The sequence below is a fragment of the Prevotella sp. oral taxon 376 genome (genome assembly GCF_003043945.1).
Taxonomy (GTDB): Bacteria; Bacteroidota; Bacteroidia; order Bacteroidales; family Bacteroidaceae; genus Prevotella.
The window spans coordinates 200,340-225,067 of the sequence record NZ_PYXG01000002.1 but is presented as its reverse complement, the minus strand read 5'-3'; the positions used below and the strand labels follow the sequence as shown (position 1 = coordinate 225,067).

Below are 24,728 nucleotides of genomic sequence, written 5' to 3'. Positions count from 1 at the left end.
AAACGCTTTTTCCTTTAATATGATTTCAATCTTCTTTTGGAAAAAAGCATGAATCTAATAATTCCCCGCCCGAAAGGAGTGGGGAATATGGCAGGTCTATCCAAAATTATCATATAGAATAGAGTCGGAATCAACTCCTAAGCTGTCTAAGTAATCAGTAACGGTCTTTATCAGCATCGGTGGCCCACAAAGATAGTATTCACAATCTTCTGGAGCCTCATGATTCTTCAAGTAAGTATCCCGTATGCAGTTAACCGCAAACCCTGCATAATATTTAACTCCGGCTGCATCCGCTTTGGGATCAGGACGGTCTAAGGATAAATGAAAATGAAAATTGGGGTACTCTTTTTCCAATTCCCAGAAGTCTTCAAGGAAGAACGCCTCAACTAAAGCACGGGCTCCGTAGAAGAAGTGCATCTCTCGGTCTCGGGTATGCAGAGTTTTCAGCATATGCATGATTTGTGAACGCAATGGTGCCATGCCTGCTCCTCCACCAATCCATATTATCTCTTTTTTTGAATCAAAGTGAGGATGAAAGTCTCCGTATGGGCCGCTCATCATTACTTTGTCTCCGGGCTTGAGAGAGAAAATATAGGATGAGCCTATACCTGTGGGTACATTCTCGAACCCCACTTGTGGCCGCGGAAGGAAAGGTGTTGAAGCTATGCGCACCGTAAGAATTATAATATCGCCTTCTGCCGGATAATTGGCCATGGAATATGCACGGACAGTTGGCGTGGGATTATGGGCTTTCAACGATAGAATATTAAATTTCTGCCATGTCCCTATATATTCATCTCCTATCATGCCTTTATCAAAATCCTTATCGTAATCAATACACTCATATGCTGGTATCTTGATCTGGGCGTAAGAACCGGGCACAAAATTCATATGTTCTCCAGGAGGCAAGGCAACCTTAAACTCCTTGATAAAGCTTGATATATTCCTATTGGAGATAACGGTACACTCCCACTCCTTGACCCCAAGAATTGATTCGGGTACCTTTATTGCCAAATTCCCCTTAACTTTACATTGGCATCCCAAGCGCCAATGTTCCTTAATCTGTTTGCGGCTAAAGTGAGGACGCTCTGAGTCTAAGATTTCCCCACCACCTTCAAGGACTTGCACCTTGCATTGTCCACAGCTGGCTTTGCCGCCACAGGCTGAAGAGAGGTAAATGCCATTTTCGTTCAAGGTAGACATTAGACTATTACCTTGCTCTACACTAATTGTCTTATCGCCATTAATCTTAATGTTTACATTCCCACTCGGGCTCAGATATTTCTTGGCTATGAGTAGGATGACCACAAGAAGTAAGATGGTAACCAGAAATACAGCAACACTATTTAGAATAAACAGTTCCATGGCAATACATTATATTTTAAGTCCAGCAAAGCACATCATGGCCATAGCCATGAGTCCCACGGTAATAAATGTTATGCCGAGACCTTTCAAGGGCTTGGGCACATCACAATATTGCATTTTTTCTCGGATAGCTCCCATGGAAACAATTGCCAGCATCCATCCCAGGCCGGAACCTAATGCATATACTACCGCATCTATCACATTGCCTATATATTGGCTATTACTCGGATCCATGTGGATGCGCTGCTGCATAAAAAGAGAAGCTCCCATAATGGCACAGTTTACCGCAATGAGGGGCAAGAATATTCCAAGTGCACCATAAAGTGAAGGTGAATATTTCTCCACAACCATTTCAACTATTTGCACAATCGCAGCAATTACGGCAATGAAAAGGATGAAGCTCAAATATGAAAGCCCCAATGGGTCTAAGATTTTTGTTTGTAGCAGATAATCGACAGGAACAGTAACCACAAGCACGAAAGTAACAGCCGCTCCAAGTCCAAAGCTGGTTTTTACATTCTTTGAAACTGCCAAGTATGAGCACATTCCAAGGAAAAATGCAAAAATCATGTTGTCAACGAAGATGCTGCGAAAGAATAAGTTTATCAAGTGTTCCATCATTTATCCTCCTCTTTATAAAAATAGGCACGATGTATCCAAATGACACCACCCAAAAGGATGAGTGCCATGGCTGGCATGGTCATCATGCCGTTGTTCATATAACCAGCTTGATATATAGAGTCTGGAATAATCTGGATACCCAATAAGCTGCCCCGCCCAAAGAATTCGCGAACGGTACCCACAATGACCAGAATCATGGCATATCCCAGTCCATTGCCCAAGCCGTCAAGAAATGAAGGCCAAGGCTTGTTCATCATTGCAAAAGCCTCAAGCCGTCCCATGAGAATGCAATTGGTAATGATTAATCCGACATATACTGATAGCTGTACGCTCACATCATAATTATAAGCCTTGAGCACTTGGCTGACAATAGTAACGAGTGCCGCAACTACTACAAGCTGTACGATGATGCGTATTCGCGTTGGAATCGTATTGCGGATAACAGAAATGATTACATTCGAAAATGCCGTGATTACTGTAACTGCCAATCCCATAACGATGGCAGGCCTCAGTTGGGTGGTTACGGCGAGTGCTGAGCAAATGCCGAGCACCTGAACAATAATAGGGTTGTTCAGGTTAAGAGGCTCTGTAAATACCTCTCGATTTTGATTATTAAATAGTGCCATGTTATTTATCGTTTAAGAAGACCATATATTTTTCAAGACAAGAATGTAGCATGTCTGTTACTCCATTAGATGTAAGTGTTGCTCCCGTAACGGCATCTACTTGTGTTGTGGCATCTTCTACTTTCTTGTTTACAGAAAGAGATATAGATTTGGCACTTTCTGTCTTAAAAATTTTCTTACCTTGAAATTTCTCTTGCCAGCTTTGGTTATCTTTAATTTCTGCTCCTAAGCCGGCAGTCTCACTCTCATGGTTAAAGTAGACTCCATAAACGGTGGCTTTGTCTTCATTTAAGGAAATATAACCAGAAATGGGACCCCAAAGGCCCATCCCATAAAGGGGTATTACATACTTTCGCTTGCCGTTCACCCTGCACAAGAATAGAGCAAGTTTTCCTGATTTCTGGTCGGCGCTATTGAGGGTGAATCCATCATTTTCTCCACCTACTGCACCAGGAGAAAGAACCTTATTGTTTTCGTCTATAATTTCGTCAGCCTCCACCACCTTTTTATATTGAGCTTCTGCTTTCTCATTGGTTATGTTGCGAATATTGAGAGAATAGAGTATTTGTTTCTTTTTGTCGAGGGCTATATTGGCATTTTGTTTCCTTTCCAGACTCTTAGAGACAAAAGCCAGCAGGAATGCAACTATCAGCACAAGAATGGCTGAATAGATAATCGTATATGAATTAGAATTTGTTTTCATATTCCATCCTTTCTTATTTTTTATTGATGCGGTTTGCACGATGAGTGATATTACGCTGAACCACACAATAGTCAATAAGCGGTGCAAACATATTGCCAAAAAAGATTGCCAGCATCATGCCCTCTGGATATCCGGGATTCATTACTCTGACGATAATTGCAAGAGCACCGATCAATAGTCCGTAGATATATTTTCCCGTCTCCGTGCGGGCGCTTGTAACAGGGTCTGTTGCCATGAATACGGCGCCAAAGCAGAATCCGCCAAGAATAATGTGTTGCCACCATGGTATTCCGGTCATTCCCAACGCTTGAAAAATATATGCCATTGCAATGCCTCCGACAAAAACGCTCCCCATGGTCTTCCATGAAGCAATACCTGTCCATAAGAGTATGAATGCCCCGATGGCAATCGCAATTACGGATGTTTCTCCAACAGATCCGGGAATCAGTCCGGTTATCATGTTCCAATTGAATGGTACGGCGCCCCCCTGCATGAGCATACTGAGAGGAGTGGCACAGGTAAAGGCGTCAGGGAGTGCATGCCCCAGTCCGCAAATGGTGTCGTTGGCTACCCATACCTGATCTCCTGTCATCTTATTGGAATAGGAAAAGAAAAGGAACATACGAGCTGCTATGGCAACATTAAAGATGTTCATCCCTGTGCCGCCAAAAATCTCTTTTGCAAAGATAACGGCAAACGCGATAGCCAACATCAACATCCATAATGGAGTATTAATTGGAATTATCAGAGGAATCAGAATGCCTGTAACTAAGTAGCCCTCTTGTATTTCCTCGTGTTTCCACTGAGCCCATGCAAATTCAATGCCGAGACCTGTGATATAACTTACCAGAATTTTCGGTAACAATGCAAATAGCCCATAAGCAAAAGCACTCCAAAATGGGACATTATCAATTCCGGCAGCCATATAGTTTTGGCAGCCAATATTATACATTCCAAAGAGCATGGCAGGCATTAGGGCTATTACAACAAGACTCATAATGCGTTTAGAGTCGATGGAATCATGAATAGAGACTCCGCTTTGGGATGTTTCATTGGAAACGAAGAGGAAGCTCTCAAAACCAGTATAAAGACTCCAGAACATATGGAACCTGCCACCTTCTTCGAAATTTGGTCTGATTTTATCAAAATATTTTTTTAACCACATATCCTTAAGCGTTTTCTTTTCTTAATGTATCCAATCCCTTGCGAACAATTTCCTGCAATGGTAATTTACTACTATCTACAAACTCGGCTATTGCAAAGTCTTCTGGTGATATTTCGTAAATGCCCAGTTCCTCCTGTTTGTCAATATCTCCGGTGATAATTGCCTTTATCAGATATTCTGCATAAATGTCCATAGGAAGAACTTTGTCATATTCTCCACTCATGATCATGTGGCGCTCTCCCCCCTTTATGCGGGCGTCGAGGTCGTATTCCTTTTCCTTTTGCAACCAACTGAAATAGCTTCTGCTTATAGAGAATTGCTTGGTACGCGGTAGAATCCACCCTAATATCTCGTCTGCATTATCCCCTTCAGGAATCACACAGACCTCAGAAGTATGCGCTCCTAAATAGTCTCCCACATTAGCTTTTCTTCCAGTAAGTGGATTTCCATTGATGATACGGATGTGATCGGTTCTCACCAAGTTACCTTCTAATATTGATTTCAATGGAGTTCCTACAAGTGTGTCAACATATTGGGGGCTTGTAACTCCACTTCCCGCAACGGCAATGGTGCGCGTGAGATCAACTTTCCCTTCAAGAAACAATCTGCCAAAGAAGATGACGGCCGTTGGATCCACAACCCAAACAACTTCACCTTTATTTACGGGATCAAGATGATTAACTTGAATGCCAACATTACCTGCTGGGCAAGGACCGTCAAATACGGTAATTTGTACATCCGTTGCAGCTGTTAGTGCTTTTGCCTTAGCTTTAGGTCCAATGCCAAGATAAGTTTGAGAGATTTTGCTAAGAGCTGTCAATCCGGCTTGAAACGCAGCTTCGTTTCCTTTAAGCTCAATCTCGAAGTCGCCGGCTAAAGGCATATCCCTTAATGCTGAAACAAAAATGGCCTTTGGCCTTGCCTCCGGATTAGTTGATATTGCATAGGGTAATTGGTTAATATAACCGAACAGGCCAGCCTCGAGAAGTGAATCCTTTACCTCCTTAGCATCAAGCAAAGAAGGATCTTTTTTCCCAAAGTCTATATATTCTTGCTGGACATCGGCATTCACTTTGACACAAAGCACCTTGCGACGGTCTCCCCTAACAATTGCGGTGATGGTGCCACTGACAGGAGAGGCAAACTTCACGCTAGAATAGAATTTGTTGACAAACAAGGCTTCGCCAACCCTTACATGATCTCCCTCTTTTACGGTTACTTTCGGAGAAATGCCGGTGAAATCATCTGGCACGAGTGCATATTCCTCACTCTTTCCGAGACTTATCTTAGCATTTACGGCTTTGCCTTTCAGCTTAATGTCTAAGCCCTTGCGCAACTTAATAACATTTGCCATATTAATTAATAATATTTCGAGAATTTTAATTCTTTAATGTGATGTTGCAAAATTAACAAAAAATACTCATAAAAGAAAGAAAAACCATTTATTTATTTTTTATTACAACAAAATTAATGTACTTTTGTGGCACATATTCTTACCATTGAAGAGGTTAAAGCATATAATACTAAGTATAGTATGGACTTTGGCTGGGTTGTATCTATTACTGATTTTACTGACGCATCTTTCGTCGGTACAGCATTTTGTAGCTGTCCAAGTTAGCAACTCGTTGGCTCAGAAATTAGGAACGGAAGTTAAAATCAGCCGTGTAGATCTTGGCTTTTTGAATCGTTTTATTATAGATGATCTTTTAATAAAGGATCAGAAAGGTTATCAAATGCTGAAAGCCACCCGTCTGTCCGCAAAAGTAGATTTGTTGCCTTTTATACAAGGACGGGTGTCTATTTCATCTGTGCAGTTATTCGGTTTGCAAGCTAATTTATATAAGGAGACGGAAAAAGGAGGTTTGAATTTTCAGTTTCTTATAGACTCTTTGGCATCAAAGGATACGACAGCCCACACCTCACTCGACTTAGCCATCAATTCCTTGATTATTCGAAATGGAAAACTAAAGTACAATGAACTATATTCTGTTGAGACTCCCAATACAGTATCATTACACCACTTAGATATAAAAGATATCAGCGCACACTTTATCATAAATGTACTTAGAGATGACTCCCTGAACTTGAATGTAAAGAAAATGATATTTAAAGAAGTAAAGGGAATAGATGTGAGATTGCTTAAATTTAAATTGATAGCTAATAAGACAAAGGCTGAGTTAGCCAACTTTCGCCTTGAACTCCCCAACTCTTGGCTAAAGACAGATTTAATAACAGCAGATTACATACTTAAGAGAGACAAGTTGGAATTACCCTCATTAACCTATCACGGCGAATTTGCGGACTCAAAAATAGCTTTATGCGATTTGTCGAGTTTAGACAATTTGCTAAAAGGTTTCGATAATCCACTTTATTTTTCTTCTTCATTTTCGGGAACAAGTACTTCGTTAAGGATAAAGGACATTAAAATGGAATCCCACCGTCGTGGCTTTAAATTAATAGCGAAGGGGGCTGTGAGCCATTTTGGGGGCAATCCCAGGTGGAATATGGAGATTGAAAATTTGTCTATAAGTTCTGACGATATAAATATGATTGCTGAGAATTTGGGGCGAAAACTAAACTTACCCAAAGAATTAAGCAGGGTTGGAAGCCTCAAATATCACGGTGAAATCGGAGGTTTTGACAAGAATCTGTCAGCAAAAGGAGTTCTTGTAACAGATGTGGGAAGTGCAAATCTTGCATTAGGCAAACATGGGTCAACCTTTAATGGACATATTGAGACAGAGGGCATTAGTCTGAATAAGGTTTTAGCTGATGATGATTTCGGAATAATAGCAACAATTATTGATGTAAATGGAAAGTTGGATGGTAAATCGCTACCTAATTTAGCAGCTAAAGGAATAATCCAAAGGTTTGATTACAAAGACTACAGTTACAGGAACTTAACGATAAACGGGACTTTGCTGGATGGACAATTTGATGGTGCGTTGGGAATAGATGATCCCAATGGAAAAATCGATTTGAAAGGCATTTTCAATATCAGTAGATCAAATCCATCTGCTGATATTATAGCACAGGTTAGGCTTCTCAATCCATCCGTGCTAAAGTTTACGAATAAATATCCTGGCACGATATTCAGTTTTGATGCTAATATAAACCTGAAAGGCAAAAAACTGAATTCACTAAATGGCATGATTAATATTCGTAATTTCTCGATGGAATCGAGAGAAAATGCTTATAGCCTGTCATCTTTAACGATTCTATCTTCATCTGAAGGAGGTGCCCGTCAAGTTGAGATGACAAGTGACTTTGGAAATATACAAATTCATGGTAAGTTTGATTACGCCTCTATTGTCAATAGCATTTCGGGCCTGGTAGGTAATAAATTGCCAACTCTTCCCGGGCTTCCGACTAATATTTCTAAACATGACAACTGCTTTTCTATAAATGCAACTATAACCCGCTCTGACTGGCTCAACAAATTGTTGGATATCCCATTAAAGTTGGATCAGCCCGCTCATATGGAGGGATATATTGATGATTCCAAGGAAAAGATAAATCTAGTATTCCGGATGCCCCGATTTGCATATAAGGGAAAACAATATGAGCAGGGATATGTGGATATTGACACGCCCAATGACACATTGGTTGCCAATGTCAAGTTCCGGCAGATGGGGCAAGTTGGCGATTTTACAAATTGGGCTATTAAGGCAAGCGCTGTGAATAATAAACTTGTAACCCTGCTTTCGTTTCAGAATAAGGGAGATTTAGATTATGCCGGAGTCCTTGATACGGAGACTCAGTTTTTCAAGAATGAGAAAAATGAGTCGGCCGCGCACATCATGGTTCACACATCTGAGATTAATGTCGGTGATAGTATATGGACTATTAACCCATCTGATATAGTCTATAGTAAAGATCGTGTTGTCATTGATCACTTTGCTATCGAGCATAATAAACAACATGTCATTATTAGTGGAATTGCCACGAAAAGTATTAAAGATACGGTGGAAATAGATTTGCAGGGAGTTGATGTGAATTATATTTTAAATTTACTCAATTTCCATTCTGTCGAATTTGGCGGGAAGGCTACTGGGCATGCACATCTATCGAGTGTTTTTGAAAAGCTGGAAGTCCATGCTAATTTGATGGTTTCAGACTTTACTTTTGAAGATGGGCGTATGGGCATTCTCTCTGCTGATGTAAACCTGAATAATAAAGAACAGCAGATAGATATAGATGGGATCGCGTACGATGAGGATAATAGTCGCACATTAATCAAGGGGTATGTGTCGCCTCAAAGAAATTATATCGATTTAGGCATTAAGGCACAGAACACGAGATGTGAATTCCTGCAGGGCTTCTGTGGAAGTTTTATGCGAGATGTCAATGTGCATGCAGATGGAGCTTGCAGGGTTATAGGAGCTCTTGACGAGGTGAACTTAACTGGAAAGCTTGTAGCGAATGGAACCATTGGCATCATCCCACTGAATACTACATACATTCTGAAGAATGATACGATCATGATGATTCCGAATGAAATCATATTTTCAAACGATTCCATTCTGGACTATAGGGGGCATCATGGTATTGTAAACGGGGCGTTGCATCATAAAGCACTTACAAATTTGACATATGACTTGAATTTCTCTGCTGATAATCTATTAGTTTACGATTTCCAAGAGTTTGGGGCTAACTCTTTCTATGGGACAGTCTATGCGACGGGCACCTGTGATATCGTAGGTCGCAACGGAAGTCTCGACTTTCATATTAATGCGACTCCAGAGAAAGGCTCGTTTATGGTCTATAATGCAGCAAGCCCAGCAACAATTAGTAATCAGACTTTTATTCATTGGAGAGATAGAGATAATTTTCTCCAGACAGATACCATAGGAAGCGGCCGTCTTCTACAATCGAAAGGCACAACTGTAGACATCCCAACAGATATTCACTTGAATTTCCTTATTAATTGTAATCCAAACTTTAATCTACGCGTGCTTATGGATCAGGAGTCAGGCGATATGATTTCTTTGTTCGGTAATGGCGCTATTCGTGCCACCTATTATAATAAGGGAGAGTTTGACCTGTTTGGTAATTATAATGTGGATTATGGGACTTACAAGCTGACCATCCAAAATGTCATCAGCCGCAATTTTGAGTTCCAGGAAGGGAGTTGTATTGTTTTTGGCGGGGATGCATATAACGCCACTTTAAATTTAAAGGCAAAGTATACCGTAAATGGAGTAAGTCTCGCAGATCTGAACATCGGCCGGTCGTTCTCAAATAACAATATCCGCGTAAACTGCCTGATGAATATTACGGGGACTCCCGCCTCTCCCCAAATAGACTTTGACTTAGATCTGCCCACCGTAAACAGCGAGGCAAAACAGATGGTAATGAATCTCATCAATAGCGAGGAGGAGATGAATCAGCAGGTTCTATATCTTCTGGCCATCGGCCGATTCTATTCCCAAGGAAACAATAATGCCGTTGCCGAAGGAACATCCACACAGCAAAGTGAAACATCATTGGCCATGCAAAGTATTCTGAGTGGTCAGCTAAGTCAACAACTGAATAATGTCCTGAAGAGTGTCGTCAATAATAGCAATTGGAATTTAGGCGCGAATATCTCAACGGGAACGGAAGGCTTTAACAATGCGGAGTATGAAGGCATTCTGACGGGCCGTCTACTCAATAATCGCCTTTTATTCAACGGACAATTTGGATATCGGGATAATGCAAATACAACGACGAGCTTTATAGGGGATTTTGATTTGCGTTATCTTATTGTCCCGAATGGAAACTTTGCCATTCGGGTTTATAATCAAACCAATGATAGATATTTCACGCGTAATAGCCTGAACACGCAGGGATTGGGATTCATTTTAAAGAAAGATTTCTCCAATTGGGCAGACTTATGGAGGAACTCTCGGAAGAGAAAGACAAAATCACAGAATAAAGTAATAAAAGCACACTAAAAGGCAATCTCGATAGGGTTCTCCTTTTATGGATATAAAGACATGGCAAAAATGGCACTTTCAAAAATAAAACTCGCGCACCACCAGTCTTGAGAGGGTTTTCGAGGGAGTGTCATAACAGGACGGTAAACAAACTCAACTTGGATGTCTTTCAAACTCTATCATGGTTTCAATTCGTAACCCACAAAGACTTAGCGTGAAAAACACAAATTGTATATGCGCTTCTTATTGAATAATTATTCAGAAATAACCGTAATGGCAAATGGAATATGCTTTTCGGAAACCTTCTAACGGCCTTAAGGGAGACCGGAAGTCGTCGTTCGTAGACCTGAAATCCATTAAAAGCATTGCCGGAGACGGCATTTTAGTCGCATCGCCGTGGCGTCTTCTGTGAACAACAACTTCATTTTGTAAAGAAAGAAGATTTTGGAGGCTTATAAATGCCCCACAAGGAGCTTACGGGAAGACGGTGGCATTACATGAAGCCGCCCATCCATACGAGCTCTTATACAAAATGCATAATTATTCGGTAACAATTTTTAAGAAGACGCCTATCGTTACATCCATTCCCACCCTCTTCCCATGAGCCTGTCTGCGATCATACCACCAACCGGATATAGCTTATTATGTTCCATCACAAAGCATCTTTCCGCATTTTCCGTAGATTCATACATCACGGAGGTTTATGCTTCAAACAGAAAAGTGTGGCAGTCAAGAGTGTTTTTCGCCGATTTCGCACTTCCTTTCGAAATCGACCTCTCAGACCCTGATTGTTAATTTTATTTAAAAGAAAGATTTTGTCCGTATTTTCAGACAGATATCTATTTGAAAAACAGTACCTTTGCAACTGATTTGACAATTGTTGTCTTATCACGAGTTAATTCACATAAAGTCTAACTTTATTAATTTTAATCATTTTAATTATTTTATGGCAGATTTCAAGAACATTGAACCATTACAGGACTTCAATTGGGAAGAGTATGAAAATGGGGCAAATGTAAATGTCAGCAAAAAAGACCTCGAGAAGGCCTATGATGAGACTCTCAACAAAATTTCTGAGCATCAGACTGTTGAGGGAACAGTTATTTCGGTAGACAAAAAAGAAGTTGTCGTTAACATCGGTTACAAGAGTGATGGCATTATTCCAGCATCTGAATTCCGTTACAACCCCGATGTTAAAGTTGGCGACAAGGTAGAAGTTTATGTAGAAAATCAGGAAGACAAAAAGGGACAGTTGGTGCTTTCTCACAAGAAGGCCCGCCTCGAAAAAAGCTGGGAGCGTGTCAATGCCGCTCTTGATAATGACGAGATTGTCCAAGGATATATTAAGTGTCGTACAAAGGGTGGCATGATTGTTGATGTGTTTGGCATTGAGGCATTCCTGCCAGGTAGCCAGATAGATGTTCATCCCATCCGCGACTATGACCAGTTTGTAGGCAAGACAATGGAATTCAAGGTTGTTAAGATTAACCAGGAATTCCGGAATGTTGTCGTTTCCCATAAGGCCCTGATCGAAGCAGAGATGGAAGCGCAGAAGAAAGAAATCATTTCTAAGCTTGAGAAAGGCCAAGTACTTGAGGGTACTGTTAAGAATATCACTTCCTATGGCGTATTCGTAGATCTTGGCGGTGTCGACGGATTGATTCATATTACAGATCTTTCCTGGGGACGCGTCAGTGATCCTCATGAGGTTGTCGCACTTGATCAGAAGATCAATGTCGTAATCTTGGATTTTGATGAAGAAAAGAAGCGCATTGCCCTTGGCCTGAAACAATTGACTCCACACCCATGGGATGCCCTTGACGCAGACCTGAAGGTTGGCGACCATATTAAGGGTAAGGTGGTCGTGATTGCTGATTATGGAGCATTCGTAGAAATCCAGCCGGGTGTAGAAGGTCTGATTCATGTGTCGGAAATGTCGTGGAGTCAGCACTTGCGTTCGGCTCAGGAATTCATGCATGTAGGCGATGAGGTAGAGGCCGTGGTCTTGACGCTCGATCGCGAAGAGCGTAAGATGAGCCTCGGCATCAAGCAACTGAAAGAAGACCCATGGGAAAATATTGAGGAGAAGTATCCTGTAGGAAGCAAGCATACCGCAAAGGTTCGCAATTTCACCAACTTTGGTATTTTCGTGGAACTTGAAGAGGGTGTCGACGGATTGATTCACATTTCTGACCTTTCTTGGACCAAGAAGGTTAAGCATCCGTCAGAGTTCACTCAAGTTGGGGCTGAAATTGAAGTGGTAGTTCTTGAAATAGACAAGGAAAACCGCCGCCTGAGCCTTGGACACAAGCAACTTGAGGATAATCCTTGGGATACATACGAGACGATCTACACTCCGGGTTCAATCCATCAAGGCAAGATCACGGAGATGATGGACAAGGGGGCTGTCATAACCTTGAACGAAGGTGGTGAAGGCTTTGCTACTCCTAAGCATCTCCAGAAAGAAGATGGTTCTCAGGCCAAGCTTGGAGAAGAGCTTCCTTTCAAGGTGATTGAGTTTGCGAAAGAGACACGCCGCATAATCCTCTCCCACTCTCGTACATTCGAGGATGTCAAGGAAGATGCTAAGCCTGCCCACAAGCATTCTACCAAGAAGAGTGATGCGCCAGTAGTCAATAATGTTGCGGCTGGTACTTCCCTTGGTGATCTTGATGTTCTGGCAGATCTCAAGGCAAAAATGGAAAAAGGTGAATAACGAACTCCATTCCTATTATTAAATTAAAAGCTCGCTTCAAAAAAGCGAGCTTTTTTTTGGTATTTCCAATAACTATTTGTATCTTTGCATTCAGTTTTTAGCAACTACTGTTTCTGTTCTGGAAGCAGCATCATTCACAAACATTCATTATATTATATTATACTAAATATATGTATAGCAAAGACGAATTATTATCTAAGAATATCTCTGAGTTGGAAGATATAGTAAAGAAACTTGGTGTAGACGCCGCACCAGGTGCAACCATTGAGGATATTGCTTATGCCATTCTGGATAAACAAGCCGAGGATGAAAGCAATAAGAATCCATTAGCTACAACGAAGAGACACCGTACTCGCATTGTGAAAAAAGAGGTGGACCGAGTGTATTCCGTAAAGGGAAAAGAGGGCGAGAATTATGATCTGAAGAAGAAAAAGCCTGCAGCAGAAGAAACTCCCTTGTTTAAAGAAGAGATTACTACTGATCCGGAAAAATCATCAGAAATACCATCTCCTGAAAAGGAGTCGCCCGTAGCAGCTTTTAAGCCCAGGGGCAGAAAGACCAAGCGTGAGTCAGGACTTACCGCACAAGCAGAAATAGAGAGTGCCGGCAAGGAACCAGAGGAAACGACAGGAGAAACTGCTCCTGCCGTGGAAGAAGACAGTCTTATTCCGGAGGCACAGTTTGCGTCTGGAGTAGAACCAGAAAACGAGGAGACTGAGGGGGAAGGTTTGCTCGCTCAGCTTCAGGAAAAAATCAATGCGCATAACCAGAATAATATAGAGGAGCAGCGTGACGCGATAGAAGATGAGGTTTGGAGAGGCGATCCTGGCGACGGCACAGATTTCATAGTAACAGTAGATCTCCCGATTGAAGATCAAGGAGCCGTTCCCACATATGACATGTTCGATCGTCCTACGGTACCTGGTCCCGTCCCGATGTCTGCCTATCAGGCTCCGGTAGTAGCTCCTATGGTTACCAATGCGTATGACTTTTCTGATATTGTAACAGCTAATGGGGTTCTTGAGATTATGCCTGACGGCTATGGTTTTCTGCGGTCAAGTGATTATAACTATCTTTCTTCACCTGATGACATTTATGTTTCTGGAAATCAGATAAAACACTATGGTTTGAAGACCGGAGATGTTATCCAGTGCCATGTCCGTCCACCACATGACGGAGAGAAATATTTCCCGCTTACAAGCATTGACAAGATTAATGGAAGAGAACCTTCTGAGGTTCGTGATCGTATACCTTTTGAACATCTCACCCCACTCTTCCCTGACGAAAAGTTTACTCTCTGTGGCGATTCTGCCACAACAAACCTTTCCACTCGCATAGTTGATCTTTTTTCTCCTATTGGTAAGGGCCAGCGCGCGTTAATCGTGGCTCAGCCTAAAACAGGTAAGACTATTTTGATGAAAGATATTGCCAATGCAATTGCGGCAAATCACCCAGAAGCATATTTGATGATGCTACTCATCGATGAGCGTCCGGAGGAGGTTACAGATATGGCGCGTACCGTGAAGGCCGAGGTTATCGCGTCAACTTTTGATGAGCCTGCAGAGCGCCATGTAAAGATTACGGGTATTGTTCTTGAAAAGGCTAAGCGCATGGTTGAATGTGGTCATGATGTAGTAATCTTTCTCGACTCTATCACCCGATTGGCGCGTGCTTATAACACCGTCAGTCCCGCATCGGGTAAGGTGTTGACAGGAGGTGTTGACGCAAACGCGCTTCAGAAACCGAAGCGTTTCTTCGGTGCGGCTCGTAATATCGAAGGTGGAGGTTCACTGACAATTATCGCAACTGCATTGATAGATACAGGCAGTAAGATGGATGAAGTGATCTTTGAGGAATTTAAGGGTACAGGAAACATGGAGCTCCAGCTTGATCGCTCATTGTCCAACAAGCGTATTTTCCCATCTGTAAACCTTGTTGCATCCAGTACCCGCCGTGATGATCTTTTGCAGGATAAGACTACGCTTGACCGCATGTGGATCTTGCGTAAATATATTAGCGATATGAATCCTATAGAAGCTATGAATACCATACATGACAGAATGATTCATACCCGTGATAATGAAGAATTTCTTTTGTCGATGAATTCGTAAGACATATTAAAGGCTGCCCATCGGAGCAGCCTTTAATGATTATGCTTGAGTTGCGATCTCTATCATTAAGAATCTCTCTGTTTTGTCTATATTGTAAGTCGAAAGGATTTGCTCATCTTCATCAAATGCCTGTGTGAGTAAAGACTCGTTATCCATTCCGCTCCGGGGATCATCACTATACTTTTTAAACAGTCCGGCTGCTTCTTTTATATTGTGTTGTCCCCATGCGGCATAGCCCATATTCAGATAGTCATCTATGATGGTGTTGCCTTTCTCTATCAGGCCTTTATAAATAGCATAGGCTTGCTGTGCATTTCCTTTGCACAGTAGTCCCCACCCTAAAGCACGGCTTACATTTTCGTCATCTGGATTCTCTAAATTTAATCGATAGAGGGTATTCAGGGCCAAATCATAATTTCCAGTTTTAACGAGTGCCAAGGAATAATTGATCTGATATGATTTTCTTTCAGGATGAAGCAGCATTAGTTTTGCATAAAGAGCTGCTGACTCTTCTGCATTTCCATCCCTGAGTTCCGTACGGGCAAGACCTTTGATGGCTTGTTCGTTTTCCGGCTCAAGCTCTAATGCATTTCGGAAGTAAGATGATGAATTCCCCCAAGAATTATTAGAAGCGAGAAGTCCCATTGCAATGAAGTATCCTGCCTCTTGTTTATTGGGGTATGCATGAGCAAAATCATAAAGTACACTTTCTTTGGGCCTGAAGTTTTTTCTTAGAAAGGAAATCATTTCTAAGCTGTATTTGGGGAGTTCTGTAGCCTGAAATAATCTGCTACACATAAACTCCCGAGTTTCTCCATTTGGGCTGTAGAGGCTGTTTCTGAAATCTCGATTATCTGTATAGAGATTGAAGAACCTGTAAAAATCCTGCAGATACATTCTCCGGATGTATGCAGGAGATTCCGTATTGTCAACTGCTACGCCACCAAAGGTCGCATCTGGATTATTCAGCATTTCCTTGACATTATCGGGAATCATGTCAATTGTGGAAGAGAGAGCCAGTGCAAAAGAATATTTGTCGCTATCACAGAACGGTCCTTTCTCGAGAAGGTTTTTCATGAATGATATATTCTGTAATTTCGTATTGGCCCGCTTTAGGTCGGGATGGTCTATATAAAAAGGCACGAACCAGTTACTCAGGTCGTAGAAGAAAGCATAGCGTTTCATATGACTGAAGCCGCCGAAATATATGTCCATGCCTTGCTTCTGCATGTCGGTAAGTTTCCTCATGGCATCTTCCACCTCTTCCATGGCCTTCTCGGAAGCATCTGGATGTAGGATATCGTTCAGAGAATCCTCTTTTTCTTCTATGCCGAACCGTGTAAACTTGAGATTCGGGTTTCTCATAAGATCTCCCATAATCTCATTTTGAATGCGGTTGCTGTCAATCTGTGTATTGTTACAATAATAGAATTGCTTCTGGAGTTCGAATAGATCTTGGATGTTAGATTCTGATTTACAAACTGTTTCACACAACGCTTTCAGTTCTTGTTCATAGGCCGGAAAGCCGTCATCCAATGAGAAAACCCACCCTACTAACGCTCTTTGCCGGACATGCTTATCGGTTGTTTTCAGATAAATATCTGCCAAAGACTTGTTTTTCTGGAAATCGAAATATTGCGAACCGCTAAGACTTATTGCACTTGCGAGAGTCTGGGCATCATTCGACTCTATGGTCGGCGACAAGATGAGTTCGGTATAGAATTGGGAATCTGCTTCTGTCCATCCGTCAGAAACAAGAATGTGATCAAAGATCCTGCTCATTTTCTTTTGATGCGTATCGAAGATCTCGGCTTGCTTCTGCTGTTTTAGCTCTTCCGACTCAAGACTCAGCATGGCAATGCCAGTAACCATGTCCTCCATGACCGACCGGATTGCCTCATGTGAGAAGTCGTTATTGGCAGTACGGCTCTGGGCTCTAAGAAAGGAGGGGCGCGCCTGCATGTCAAGCCGCTTATAGAGGTCAAGCCCTATATTCGTCGCTTTCACGAAGAGTTTATGGTATAATATGCCGCGCTCAGGATCCTGATACCCCTTACGCATGAAGTCTAACATGCGCCTGTAGTCTTCCGAGACGCGCTCTATCCGATGATGGATGTCATGGATATGTTCCTCTTCCGAGAGTTGCATGATAATTCTGATGAGATCATTGCAACGATAATTTGCATGGAGATACGCTCTGAGGTTATCCTTAAGTTTTATATTCATAGTTTATTGTTGGCCGCTTTGGGCTCTCTTTCTTATTGCCTCCTCGGCTCGTTGATATTGTTATTGGTTTGCCTTCCTGCCGCTCTTTATTACGGCATCCGATAGGTGGATATATTTTAGTGCCGGCAATGCTTTCAAAGTTTTCCCGTCAGTTTTGCAGTAAGTCTTTACTAAATCCGCGTAATGTTTTATTCCATACTTGTTTATGGAATCACACGCGTCATTATATCCTTTCACGAAATTGCACACCTGTTGTCGTCTTCTTTCGTCCGTAAGTATGCGGGAGCGAAAGGCTACGACCCCTAATGTCTCCTTCATTTCGCGGCTGTCCTTTAATACCGGATTCTTATAAAGGCGTGCCGTGGTAGCCTGAGGTTCTGTAAGCCACATGGCATCCATCTCGTTGTTGAGCAACATATGGAGCCTGACGGTAACATCATTGATTTGGACTCGGAAGACGGATGCGGTAGTCTTAACGCCCTCAAGTGCTTTCTCGGTAAGATAATCGGTTGCCGAATAACGGGTCATGGCAACCATCTTGTCGCCTAACTGCTTTACATGTTTGATCCGGGCCGTATGGTTTGCTATCAATTGCCAGTAGGCATTGGTATGCCCCAGAATCTCAAACTCGACTCCCCTGCTCTCCATCTTCTCCACCCTTTTTATGTCAGTAATGGCTCCTTCTATACTGCCATTTATTAAAGCTGCATCTGCATCCATTTGCGCATTCCACATGCGGAGGTGTACATCCACCTTGGTGGTGTCGAAGAGATTATGCACTTTTGCCAAATAAACAGGCAGGCAGTCGAGTGTCGGCAGGACCGCAACCTTCAACGCCAAAGAATCCAGCCTCTTCAAGCGAGCTCTTTCGGCTCTTGAAACAGCCTGTTTCTCCTCATATGATTGTCCACACGATATCAAAAAGATCAGGGCGCAAATATATATGACAAGTCTCTTCATGTTCTGACTTCTATAATAAGTGCAAATTTAGCAATTAATTTTGATACTAAGAAAATAATTTGTATTTTTGTAGAAACGAAAAAATAAATACACATGGCAAAAGACAAGACTGCTTATGTCTGCTCAAATTGCGGTCAAGAATCCCCCAAATGGATAGGAAAATGCCCGAATTGCGGACAGTGGAACACCTTTAAGGAGATTCGCATTGCCTCAGAGTCCGGCTCTTTGGCGGCAAAGTCAGCAGCCTTGACCATCAATGAGCATAGAAACGCGATTAGGGAGGGGGCTGTGCCTGTGTTCCTAAAAGAAATCTCTGCTGAAGACGAACCCCGCTTGGATATGCGGGATGTGGAGTTAAACCGGGTATTAGGAGGAGGGCTTGTGCCCGGAAGCATCGTTCTCTTAGGAGGAGAACCGGGCATTGGAAAGTCAACTCTCACCCTCCAGACAATCCTGAACATGAAAGACACCCGGGTGCTCTATGTCTCGGGAGAAGAGAGCGCGCATCAAATTAAGATGCGGGCTGAACGAATCAATGGCAGAAAAGGTGCCATGGACAATATCATTGTCTTATGCGAGACATCGCTCGAAAACATCTTCGGCCACATTAAGGATGTGAAGCCACAGCTTGTAGTCATAGATTCTATCCAGACCATAGCGACAGAGCAGGTAGACTCAAGTCCCGGAAGTATAGTCCAGGTGCGTGAATGTGCGGCGGCCCTACTTCGTTTTGCAAAGTCAAGCGGTATTCCTGTTATCCTTATCGGACATATTAACAAAGAGGGAACCATAGCCGGCCCGAAGATACTTGAACATATCGTAGATACGGTGATTCAGTTTGAAGGCGACCAACACCACATGTATCGCATTCTTCGCAGTATCAAGAACCGATTCGGAAGTACATCAGAATTGGGAATTTATGAAATGGAGCAGACCGGACTCCGCCAAGTATCAAATCCTTCGGAACTACTTCTTTCCGAAGACCATGAAGGCCTTTCAGGTATAGCCATCAGTTCCGCGATTGAAGGGGGGCGGCCATTTCTCGTTGAAACCCAGGCCTTGGTGTCAAGCGCCGCTTATGGAACACCTCAGCGATCAGCCACGGGATTCGACCAGCGGAGGTTGAATATGCTCCTTGCCGTTCTCGAAAAGCGCGTAGGTTTCAAGCTGATGCAGAAGGATGTGTTCCTTAATATTGCCGGTGGACTGCGCGTTACAGACATGGCAATGGATCTGAGCGTCATTGCCGCGGTACTTTCCAGCAATGTGGATACGGCCATAGAGGCAGGCTGGTGTATGTGTGGCGAGGTGGGACTGAGCGGAGAAGTCCGTCCGGTAAACCGCGTTGAACAACGGGTGGCTGAAGCTGAAAAACTGGGATTTGTGCACCTTCTACTCCCCGCCTATAACCTCAAGGCATTCAATCCGCATAAATATAAGATAGAATTGCATCCTGTGCGGAAAGTCGAAGAAGCCCTCAGGGCTCTGTTTGGATGATTCCGAATCTGATGCCAAAGGTCTTCCCATGTGCAAGAAGGTCTTTGATGTGGGAATGCCTGATCACGGCTTGCATTAGCCGTCGTAAACGGTCCTGTCTTCGATCTCGGCATCCTTGAGCGCTTCCTTGCGCTCAAGGCAGGTTCCGCATTTGCCGCAATGATGCTTACCTCCCTTATAGCAGCTCCAAGTTTCAGCGTAATCAATGCCCAAAACCTTGCCGTGCCTGGCAATGTCTGCCTTAGCAATGCCGGTATAGGGCGCCCAGAGTTCAATGCCGGCAAAGGTGCCGGCCGTGGCCGCGGCCGACATGGCGCGCACGAATTCCGGCCGACAGTCTGGATAGATGGTATGGTCGCCCCCATGATTGGCCATCATTACATACTTTAAATGATGGCTCTCTGCTATGCCGACGGCAATGCTCAGCATGATCCCGTTGCGAAACGGAACCACCGTCGACTTCATGTTGTCTTCATCATAGTTGCCCTCGGGAATAGCGGCTGCTCCCTCTAAAAGTGAACTTTTGAAGTACGAGCGCATGAAACCGGGGTTCAGGACGATGTGCCGGATGCCCAGCCTCTCGCAATGCAATTGTGCAAACGGGATTTCCCGGGCATTGTGATTACTTCCATAATCAAAGGAAACACCCAGTTTGATACGGTCTTTATATTCATAAAGCATGGTGATGGAATCCATCCCACCACTTACTATAATTACAGAATCTTTCATCTTCCTTGAATTTCAAGGACAAAGGTAGTGATAAAAAACGAAAAAACTCATACCCTCTGCATTTTGTTTAAAGAAAAAGTAGTATCTTTGCAACAAGAAAGGATTAACATATAAAATATACAAAAAATGAAAATTGAACAATTCAACTTTGCTGGTCATAAGGCAATCGTTCGTGTAGACTTCAATGTGCCATTGGATGAGAGTGGCAAGGTTACTGACGACACTCGCATCCGCGGTGCCCTCCCTACTTTGAAGAAGGTGCTCGCTGATGGCGGTTCACTCATCATGATGAGCCATATGGGTAAGCCGAAGGGCAAGGTGAAGGCAGAACTTTCGCTTGGACAAATTGTCAAGAATGTAAGCGACGCCCTTGGAGTAGAGGTTAAATTTGCCCCTGACTGCGCTCATGCGGATGAGCTCGCTGCAGCCTTGAAACCAGGTGAAGTCCTCCTTCTTGAGAACCTCCGTTTCTATCCGGAGGAAGAAGGCAAGCCTGTAGGCGTTGAAAAAGGCACACCCGAATATGACGAGGCAAAGAAGGCCATGAAGGAAAGCCAGAAGAGCTTTGCCGCAAAGTTGGCTTCCTATGCGGATGTATATGTAAATGATGCGTTCGGTACGGCTCATCGCAAGCATGCTTCTACTGCCGTTATTGCCGATTCTTTCGACCAGGATCACAAGATGCTTGGCTTCTTGATGGAGAAAGAAGTTACTGCTATCGATAATGTATTGAAAAACGCGCAGCATCCTTTCACTGCCATTATCGGCGGCTCAAAGGTAAGCTCTAAGCTGGGTGTTATCAAAAATCTGCTCGACAAAGTAGACAATCTCATCATCGGCGGCGGCATGGGATATACCTTTATTAAGGCGCAGGGTGGCCACATCGGCAAATCGCTCCATGAAGATGAACTCATGCCAGAGGCATTGAATGTCATTGCGGCAGCCAAGGAGAAGGGTGTGAATTTGAGCCTTTCTATTGCCACGGTATGCGGCAAGGAGTTTTCTAACGATACAGAGCGTTGCGTTTTCCCGATATATAATATTCCTGACGAATGGGAAGGAATGGATGCTTCCGAAGAGAGTATTGCCGAGTGGAAAAAAATTATCCTCGACTCAAAGACAATTCTCTGGAATGGTCCCGTAGGCGTGTTTGAGTTCGAGAACTTTGCCAAGGGTACTGGCGAGATTGCCAAGACTGTGGCTCAGGCTACTCAGGAGAATGGCTGCTATTCACTCGTTGGCGGCGGAGACTCTGTCGCCGCGGTTAACAAGTTCGGACTTGCAGACAAGGTAAGCTATGTTTCCACGGGCGGCGGCGCCATGCTCGAGGCCATTGAGGGCAAGGTGCTCCCCGGCGTTGCGGCTATTGAAGGCTAATCTAAAACAACTTTATAATGTGAGGGCGGATACATCTTAACAGGTGTGTTCGCCTTTCTTTATATTATAAATGGCCGTCTTGAGCACTACAAAATCGGCGATTTCGTCGCACAAAATCGCCGAGATTGTCGTTCAATATCGCCGATTTTGTAAAGCTGTCAACGGCATTTAAAATAGAAAACCCTAAAATATGCGATGAAAGAAGGCGGATGAAGATATTTTTTTGTATATTTGCAGGAGATGCAAAAGAAAACTTTTCTCATAATCACTTTCATCATGCTGGCCCTGAATATAAATGCACAACGCCAGCAGATTCTCGCGAACAACATCCGTTCACTTCAAGTCGTAGCCGGCAATCGATGGCGCGACTTGCCCGTCATCGGCATTTCCAATGGGGAGACCGTCAACATCTCGTTTGACGACATGACCCATGAGCACCATCGTTTCACCTATTCTGTCAGGCATTGTGAGGCTGACTGGACGGAAAGCCGGGAACTCTTTCAAAGCGATTTCTGCGAGGGCTTTGCAGAAGGAAATACCATTGACGACTTCAAGGAATCGTTCAATACGAATACGCTTTACACCCACTATACCCTTCAGGTGCCTAACGACAGATGCCGCTTGAAGATGAGTGGAAACTATGAAGTTACCATTTATGACGAAGACAATGGAGAAAGACCTGTGGCAAAGGTGTATTTCATGGTGCTTGAGCCTTTGATGAGCGTATCTTTGAGGATGCAGACCAACACGGATGCAGATATAAACGGTCGCCATCAGCAGATTTCCATGAGAGTCAACTATGGTGAGATGAAAGTCTCAGACCCGGCGCGGCAGATAAAAACCGTGCTTCTGCAGAACGGCCGCTGGGACAATTGCAAGGTGAATGTAAGCCCACAGTATACGATGAATGATGGACTTCGCTGGGAGCACTGCCGTGCCTATATCTTTGATGGAGGAAACGAATATCGAAAGTTTGAGATGCTGGATGTCAATCACACCACCATGGGACTTGAGAAAATGGACTGGGACGGACACCAATACCATGCCTACACATGGACGGATGAGCCTCGACCGAGTTATGTCTACGATGAAGCGGCCAAAGGAGATTTCTTTATCCGCAACAGCGACAATCGTGAAAACGACACCGAGTCGGAGTATCTCCTTGTCCATTTCCGCTTGAAGTGTCCGCACATCGCTGACAGGATTTATCTGAACGGCAAGTGGACTTACGACCTGTTTACGCCGGAATACGAAATGCTTTGGAATAAAGAGCGCCAGCAATATGAAGCAATCGTGCTGCTCAAGCAGGGCTATTATTCTTATCAATACCTCATCCTGAGGGCTGACGGAACTACTGCCCCCCTTCAGAGTGAGGGGAATTTCTATCAGACCAGGAATGAATACCAAGCCCTCATATATTATAGAGGTATTGGGGAAAGAGCAGATCGGCTTGTGGGATATGCAGCTATTTTAGGCAGATAGCTTTATTGCCGTTTTATAGGAATTATAAAAAGGAATTAAAAAATGATGGCTTATTTTTGTATAGATTACAAAAATAACCTACCTTTGTAATTGGAATATAAGGTAAAAGGTAACAAATGAATATCAAATCAACAGACACGCATGCATATAATGCTCTCATTGAGCATGGTATAAGGCCGTCGATACAACGGCTGGCCATCATGGACTATTTGCTGACCCATTACACCCATCCTACAGTGGAAGAAGTCTTTCTGGCATTACGCGGTGAGATTCCAACACTAAGCAGAACCACCGTATATAAGACCTTGCGCATGTTGTCGGAGCATAAGGCTGCACAGATGATTACCATTGACGATCATCGTGTCTGCTATGACGGGGATACCACCCCCCATGTGCACTTCTTTTGCAAGCATTGCGGAAAGGTATACGACCTTGTTGACGAAGTAGCTCCGATGCCCTCTAATAATGTGATTGACGGTAATCTCATCGATGAGAGCCAACTCTACTACAAGGGCATTTGCAAAAAGTGCCGAGAAGCAGAGCTGTAGGCAAGAAGAAACGCGAAGAAATCTATTTCAACAAGTCAATACAAGAACATTATGAAGAAGAGATTTATCTGTACCGTCTGCGGTTATATCTATGAGGGGGATAAGGCTCCCGGGCAATGTCCGATTTGAAAAGCCCCTGCCAGCAAGTTCAAGGAAATGGCCGTTGAGGACAAACCGGAGTTTACGACGGCACACGAACTGGGGGTTGCCTATAAGGACAAGGTCAGCGACGAACTCATTTAACACTCTAAGGACACCTTTTCGGGTGAATGGGGTGAGGTCGGCATGTATCTCGCCATGACCCGCCAGGTAGACCGAGAGGGCTATCCGGAAGTTGCACGCGTCTTTGAGCACTATGCCTATGAGGAGGCTAAACCATGCAAGTCGCTATGCAGAAGTGCAGCGAGAAGTGCTGAACGACACCAAGAGCAACCTTAAGGTTCGTATTTCCGCAGAGAAAGGAACGAGTGCAGAGAAGCTCGAGGCCGCAAAGCTTGCCAAGAAAGAGGGGTCGGCTGCACCCCATGACACGATTCATGAAATGGCAAAGGACGAGGCCCGCCACGCCGCAGGCTTCATCGGGCTGTATAACCGTTATTTCAAGTAAACTCTCTTAAACGACAAGAATGCTCTTTTTAGAAATTCTCTATAATAAAAGAAGGACTTCCATGCATATGCCGACAT

Annotated in this window: 16 protein-coding genes and 1 pseudogene; 8 read left to right on the top strand and 9 right to left on the bottom strand. The window is 43.5% G+C overall.

Going from position 1 to position 24,728, the window contains the following annotated elements:
• Positions 1–96 precede the first annotated feature (96 nt).
• From nqrF to C7120_RS10405, 6 genes are read right to left on the bottom strand one after another with little or no spacing between them, the layout of a single operon-like run.
• Positions 97–1,365 carry an NADH:ubiquinone reductase (Na(+)-transporting) subunit F gene (gene nqrF / locus C7120_RS10430; RefSeq protein ID WP_107621620.1) on the bottom strand — a complete coding sequence of 423 codons (1,269 nt, stop codon included), beginning with the start codon at positions 1,363–1,365 and terminating at the stop codon, positions 97–99.
• 9 nt (positions 1,366–1,374) lie between these two features.
• A complete protein-coding gene (gene nqrE, locus C7120_RS10425; protein WP_107621933.1) occupies positions 1,375–1,983 on the bottom strand; it encodes an NADH:ubiquinone reductase (Na(+)-transporting) subunit E in 609 nt (202 codons plus the stop codon).
• Positions 1,983–2,612 (bottom strand): NADH:ubiquinone reductase (Na(+)-transporting) subunit D, encoded by a 630-nt coding sequence (locus C7120_RS10420; RefSeq protein ID WP_107621619.1) that lies wholly within the window; start codon positions 2,610–2,612, stop codon positions 1,983–1,985. Before C7120_RS10420 ends, nqrE begins: the two co-directional genes overlap by 1 nt.
• A gap of 1 nt (position 2,613) precedes the next feature.
• Positions 2,614–3,315, bottom strand: coding sequence for an NADH:ubiquinone reductase (Na(+)-transporting) subunit C (gene nqrC, locus C7120_RS10415; protein ID WP_107621932.1), 702 nt, complete (start codon positions 3,313–3,315; stop codon positions 2,614–2,616).
• A gap of 13 nt (positions 3,316–3,328) precedes the next feature.
• Positions 3,329–4,480, bottom strand: a complete 1,152-nt coding sequence (locus C7120_RS10410) for an NADH:ubiquinone reductase (Na(+)-transporting) subunit B (protein WP_107621618.1) — start codon at positions 4,478–4,480, stop codon at positions 3,329–3,331.
• A gap of 4 nt (positions 4,481–4,484) precedes the next feature.
• A complete protein-coding gene (locus C7120_RS10405) occupies positions 4,485–5,834 on the bottom strand; it encodes a Na(+)-translocating NADH-quinone reductase subunit A (RefSeq protein ID WP_107621617.1) in 1,350 nt (449 codons plus the stop codon).
• Between the two features lie 271 nt (positions 5,835–6,105).
• Between C7120_RS10405 and C7120_RS10400 the strand changes: the two genes are divergently transcribed.
• From C7120_RS10400 to rho, 3 genes are all read left to right on the top strand, one after another.
• Positions 6,106–10,416: a translocation/assembly module TamB domain-containing protein gene (locus tag C7120_RS10400; protein WP_233247089.1), complete on the top strand. Its 4,311-nt coding sequence runs from the start codon at positions 6,106–6,108 to the stop codon at positions 10,414–10,416.
• A 928-nt stretch (positions 10,417–11,344) separates the two neighbouring features.
• On the top strand, positions 11,345–13,114 hold the full coding sequence (gene rpsA, locus C7120_RS10395; protein WP_107621616.1) for a 30S ribosomal protein S1: 1,770 nt from the start codon (positions 11,345–11,347) through the stop codon (positions 13,112–13,114).
• A 170-nt stretch (positions 13,115–13,284) separates the two neighbouring features.
• Positions 13,285–15,225 (top strand): transcription termination factor Rho, encoded by a 1,941-nt coding sequence (gene rho, locus C7120_RS10390; RefSeq protein ID WP_107621615.1) that lies wholly within the window; start codon positions 13,285–13,287, stop codon positions 15,223–15,225.
• A gap of 39 nt (positions 15,226–15,264) precedes the next feature.
• On the opposite strand, the gene C7120_RS10385 is transcribed toward rho, so the two are convergent.
• Both C7120_RS10385 and C7120_RS10380 read right to left on the bottom strand, forming a co-directional pair.
• Positions 15,265–17,451 (bottom strand): lipopolysaccharide assembly protein LapB, encoded by a 2,187-nt coding sequence (locus C7120_RS10385; protein ID WP_146154258.1) that lies wholly within the window; start codon positions 17,449–17,451, stop codon positions 15,265–15,267.
• A 60-nt stretch (positions 17,452–17,511) separates the two neighbouring features.
• Positions 17,512–18,309, bottom strand: a complete 798-nt coding sequence (locus C7120_RS10380; RefSeq protein WP_369916873.1) for an ABC transporter substrate-binding protein — start codon at positions 18,307–18,309, stop codon at positions 17,512–17,514.
• A gap of 195 nt (positions 18,310–18,504) precedes the next feature.
• Between C7120_RS10380 and radA the strand changes: the two genes are divergently transcribed.
• Positions 18,505–19,908, top strand: coding sequence for a DNA repair protein RadA (radA, locus tag C7120_RS10375; RefSeq protein WP_107621612.1), 1,404 nt, complete (start codon positions 18,505–18,507; stop codon positions 19,906–19,908).
• A gap of 75 nt (positions 19,909–19,983) precedes the next feature.
• Here radA and queC read toward each other — a convergent pair whose 3' ends face one another.
• Positions 19,984–20,637, bottom strand: a complete 654-nt coding sequence (queC, locus tag C7120_RS10370) for a 7-cyano-7-deazaguanine synthase QueC (protein ID WP_107621611.1) — start codon at positions 20,635–20,637, stop codon at positions 19,984–19,986.
• Positions 20,638–20,763: 126 nt separating this feature from the next.
• On the opposite strand from queC, the gene pgk reads away from it, so the two are divergent.
• The 4 genes and pseudogenes from pgk (at position 20,764) to C7120_RS10350 (ending at position 24,651) form a co-directional block, all read left to right on the top strand.
• Complete coding sequence (pgk, locus tag C7120_RS10365; RefSeq protein ID WP_107621610.1) at positions 20,764–22,014, top strand: phosphoglycerate kinase; 1,251 nt, start codon at positions 20,764–20,766, stop codon at positions 22,012–22,014.
• A gap of 240 nt (positions 22,015–22,254) precedes the next feature.
• Complete coding sequence (locus tag C7120_RS10360; RefSeq protein WP_107621609.1) at positions 22,255–23,496, top strand: DUF5103 domain-containing protein; 1,242 nt, start codon at positions 22,255–22,257, stop codon at positions 23,494–23,496.
• A 116-nt stretch (positions 23,497–23,612) separates the two neighbouring features.
• A complete protein-coding gene (locus tag C7120_RS10355; protein ID WP_107621608.1) occupies positions 23,613–24,044 on the top strand; it encodes a Fur family transcriptional regulator in 432 nt (143 codons plus the stop codon).
• Between the two features lie 51 nt (positions 24,045–24,095).
• Positions 24,096–24,651, top strand: a pseudogene (locus tag C7120_RS10350) (NADH peroxidase).
• Positions 24,652–24,728 lie beyond the last annotated feature (77 nt).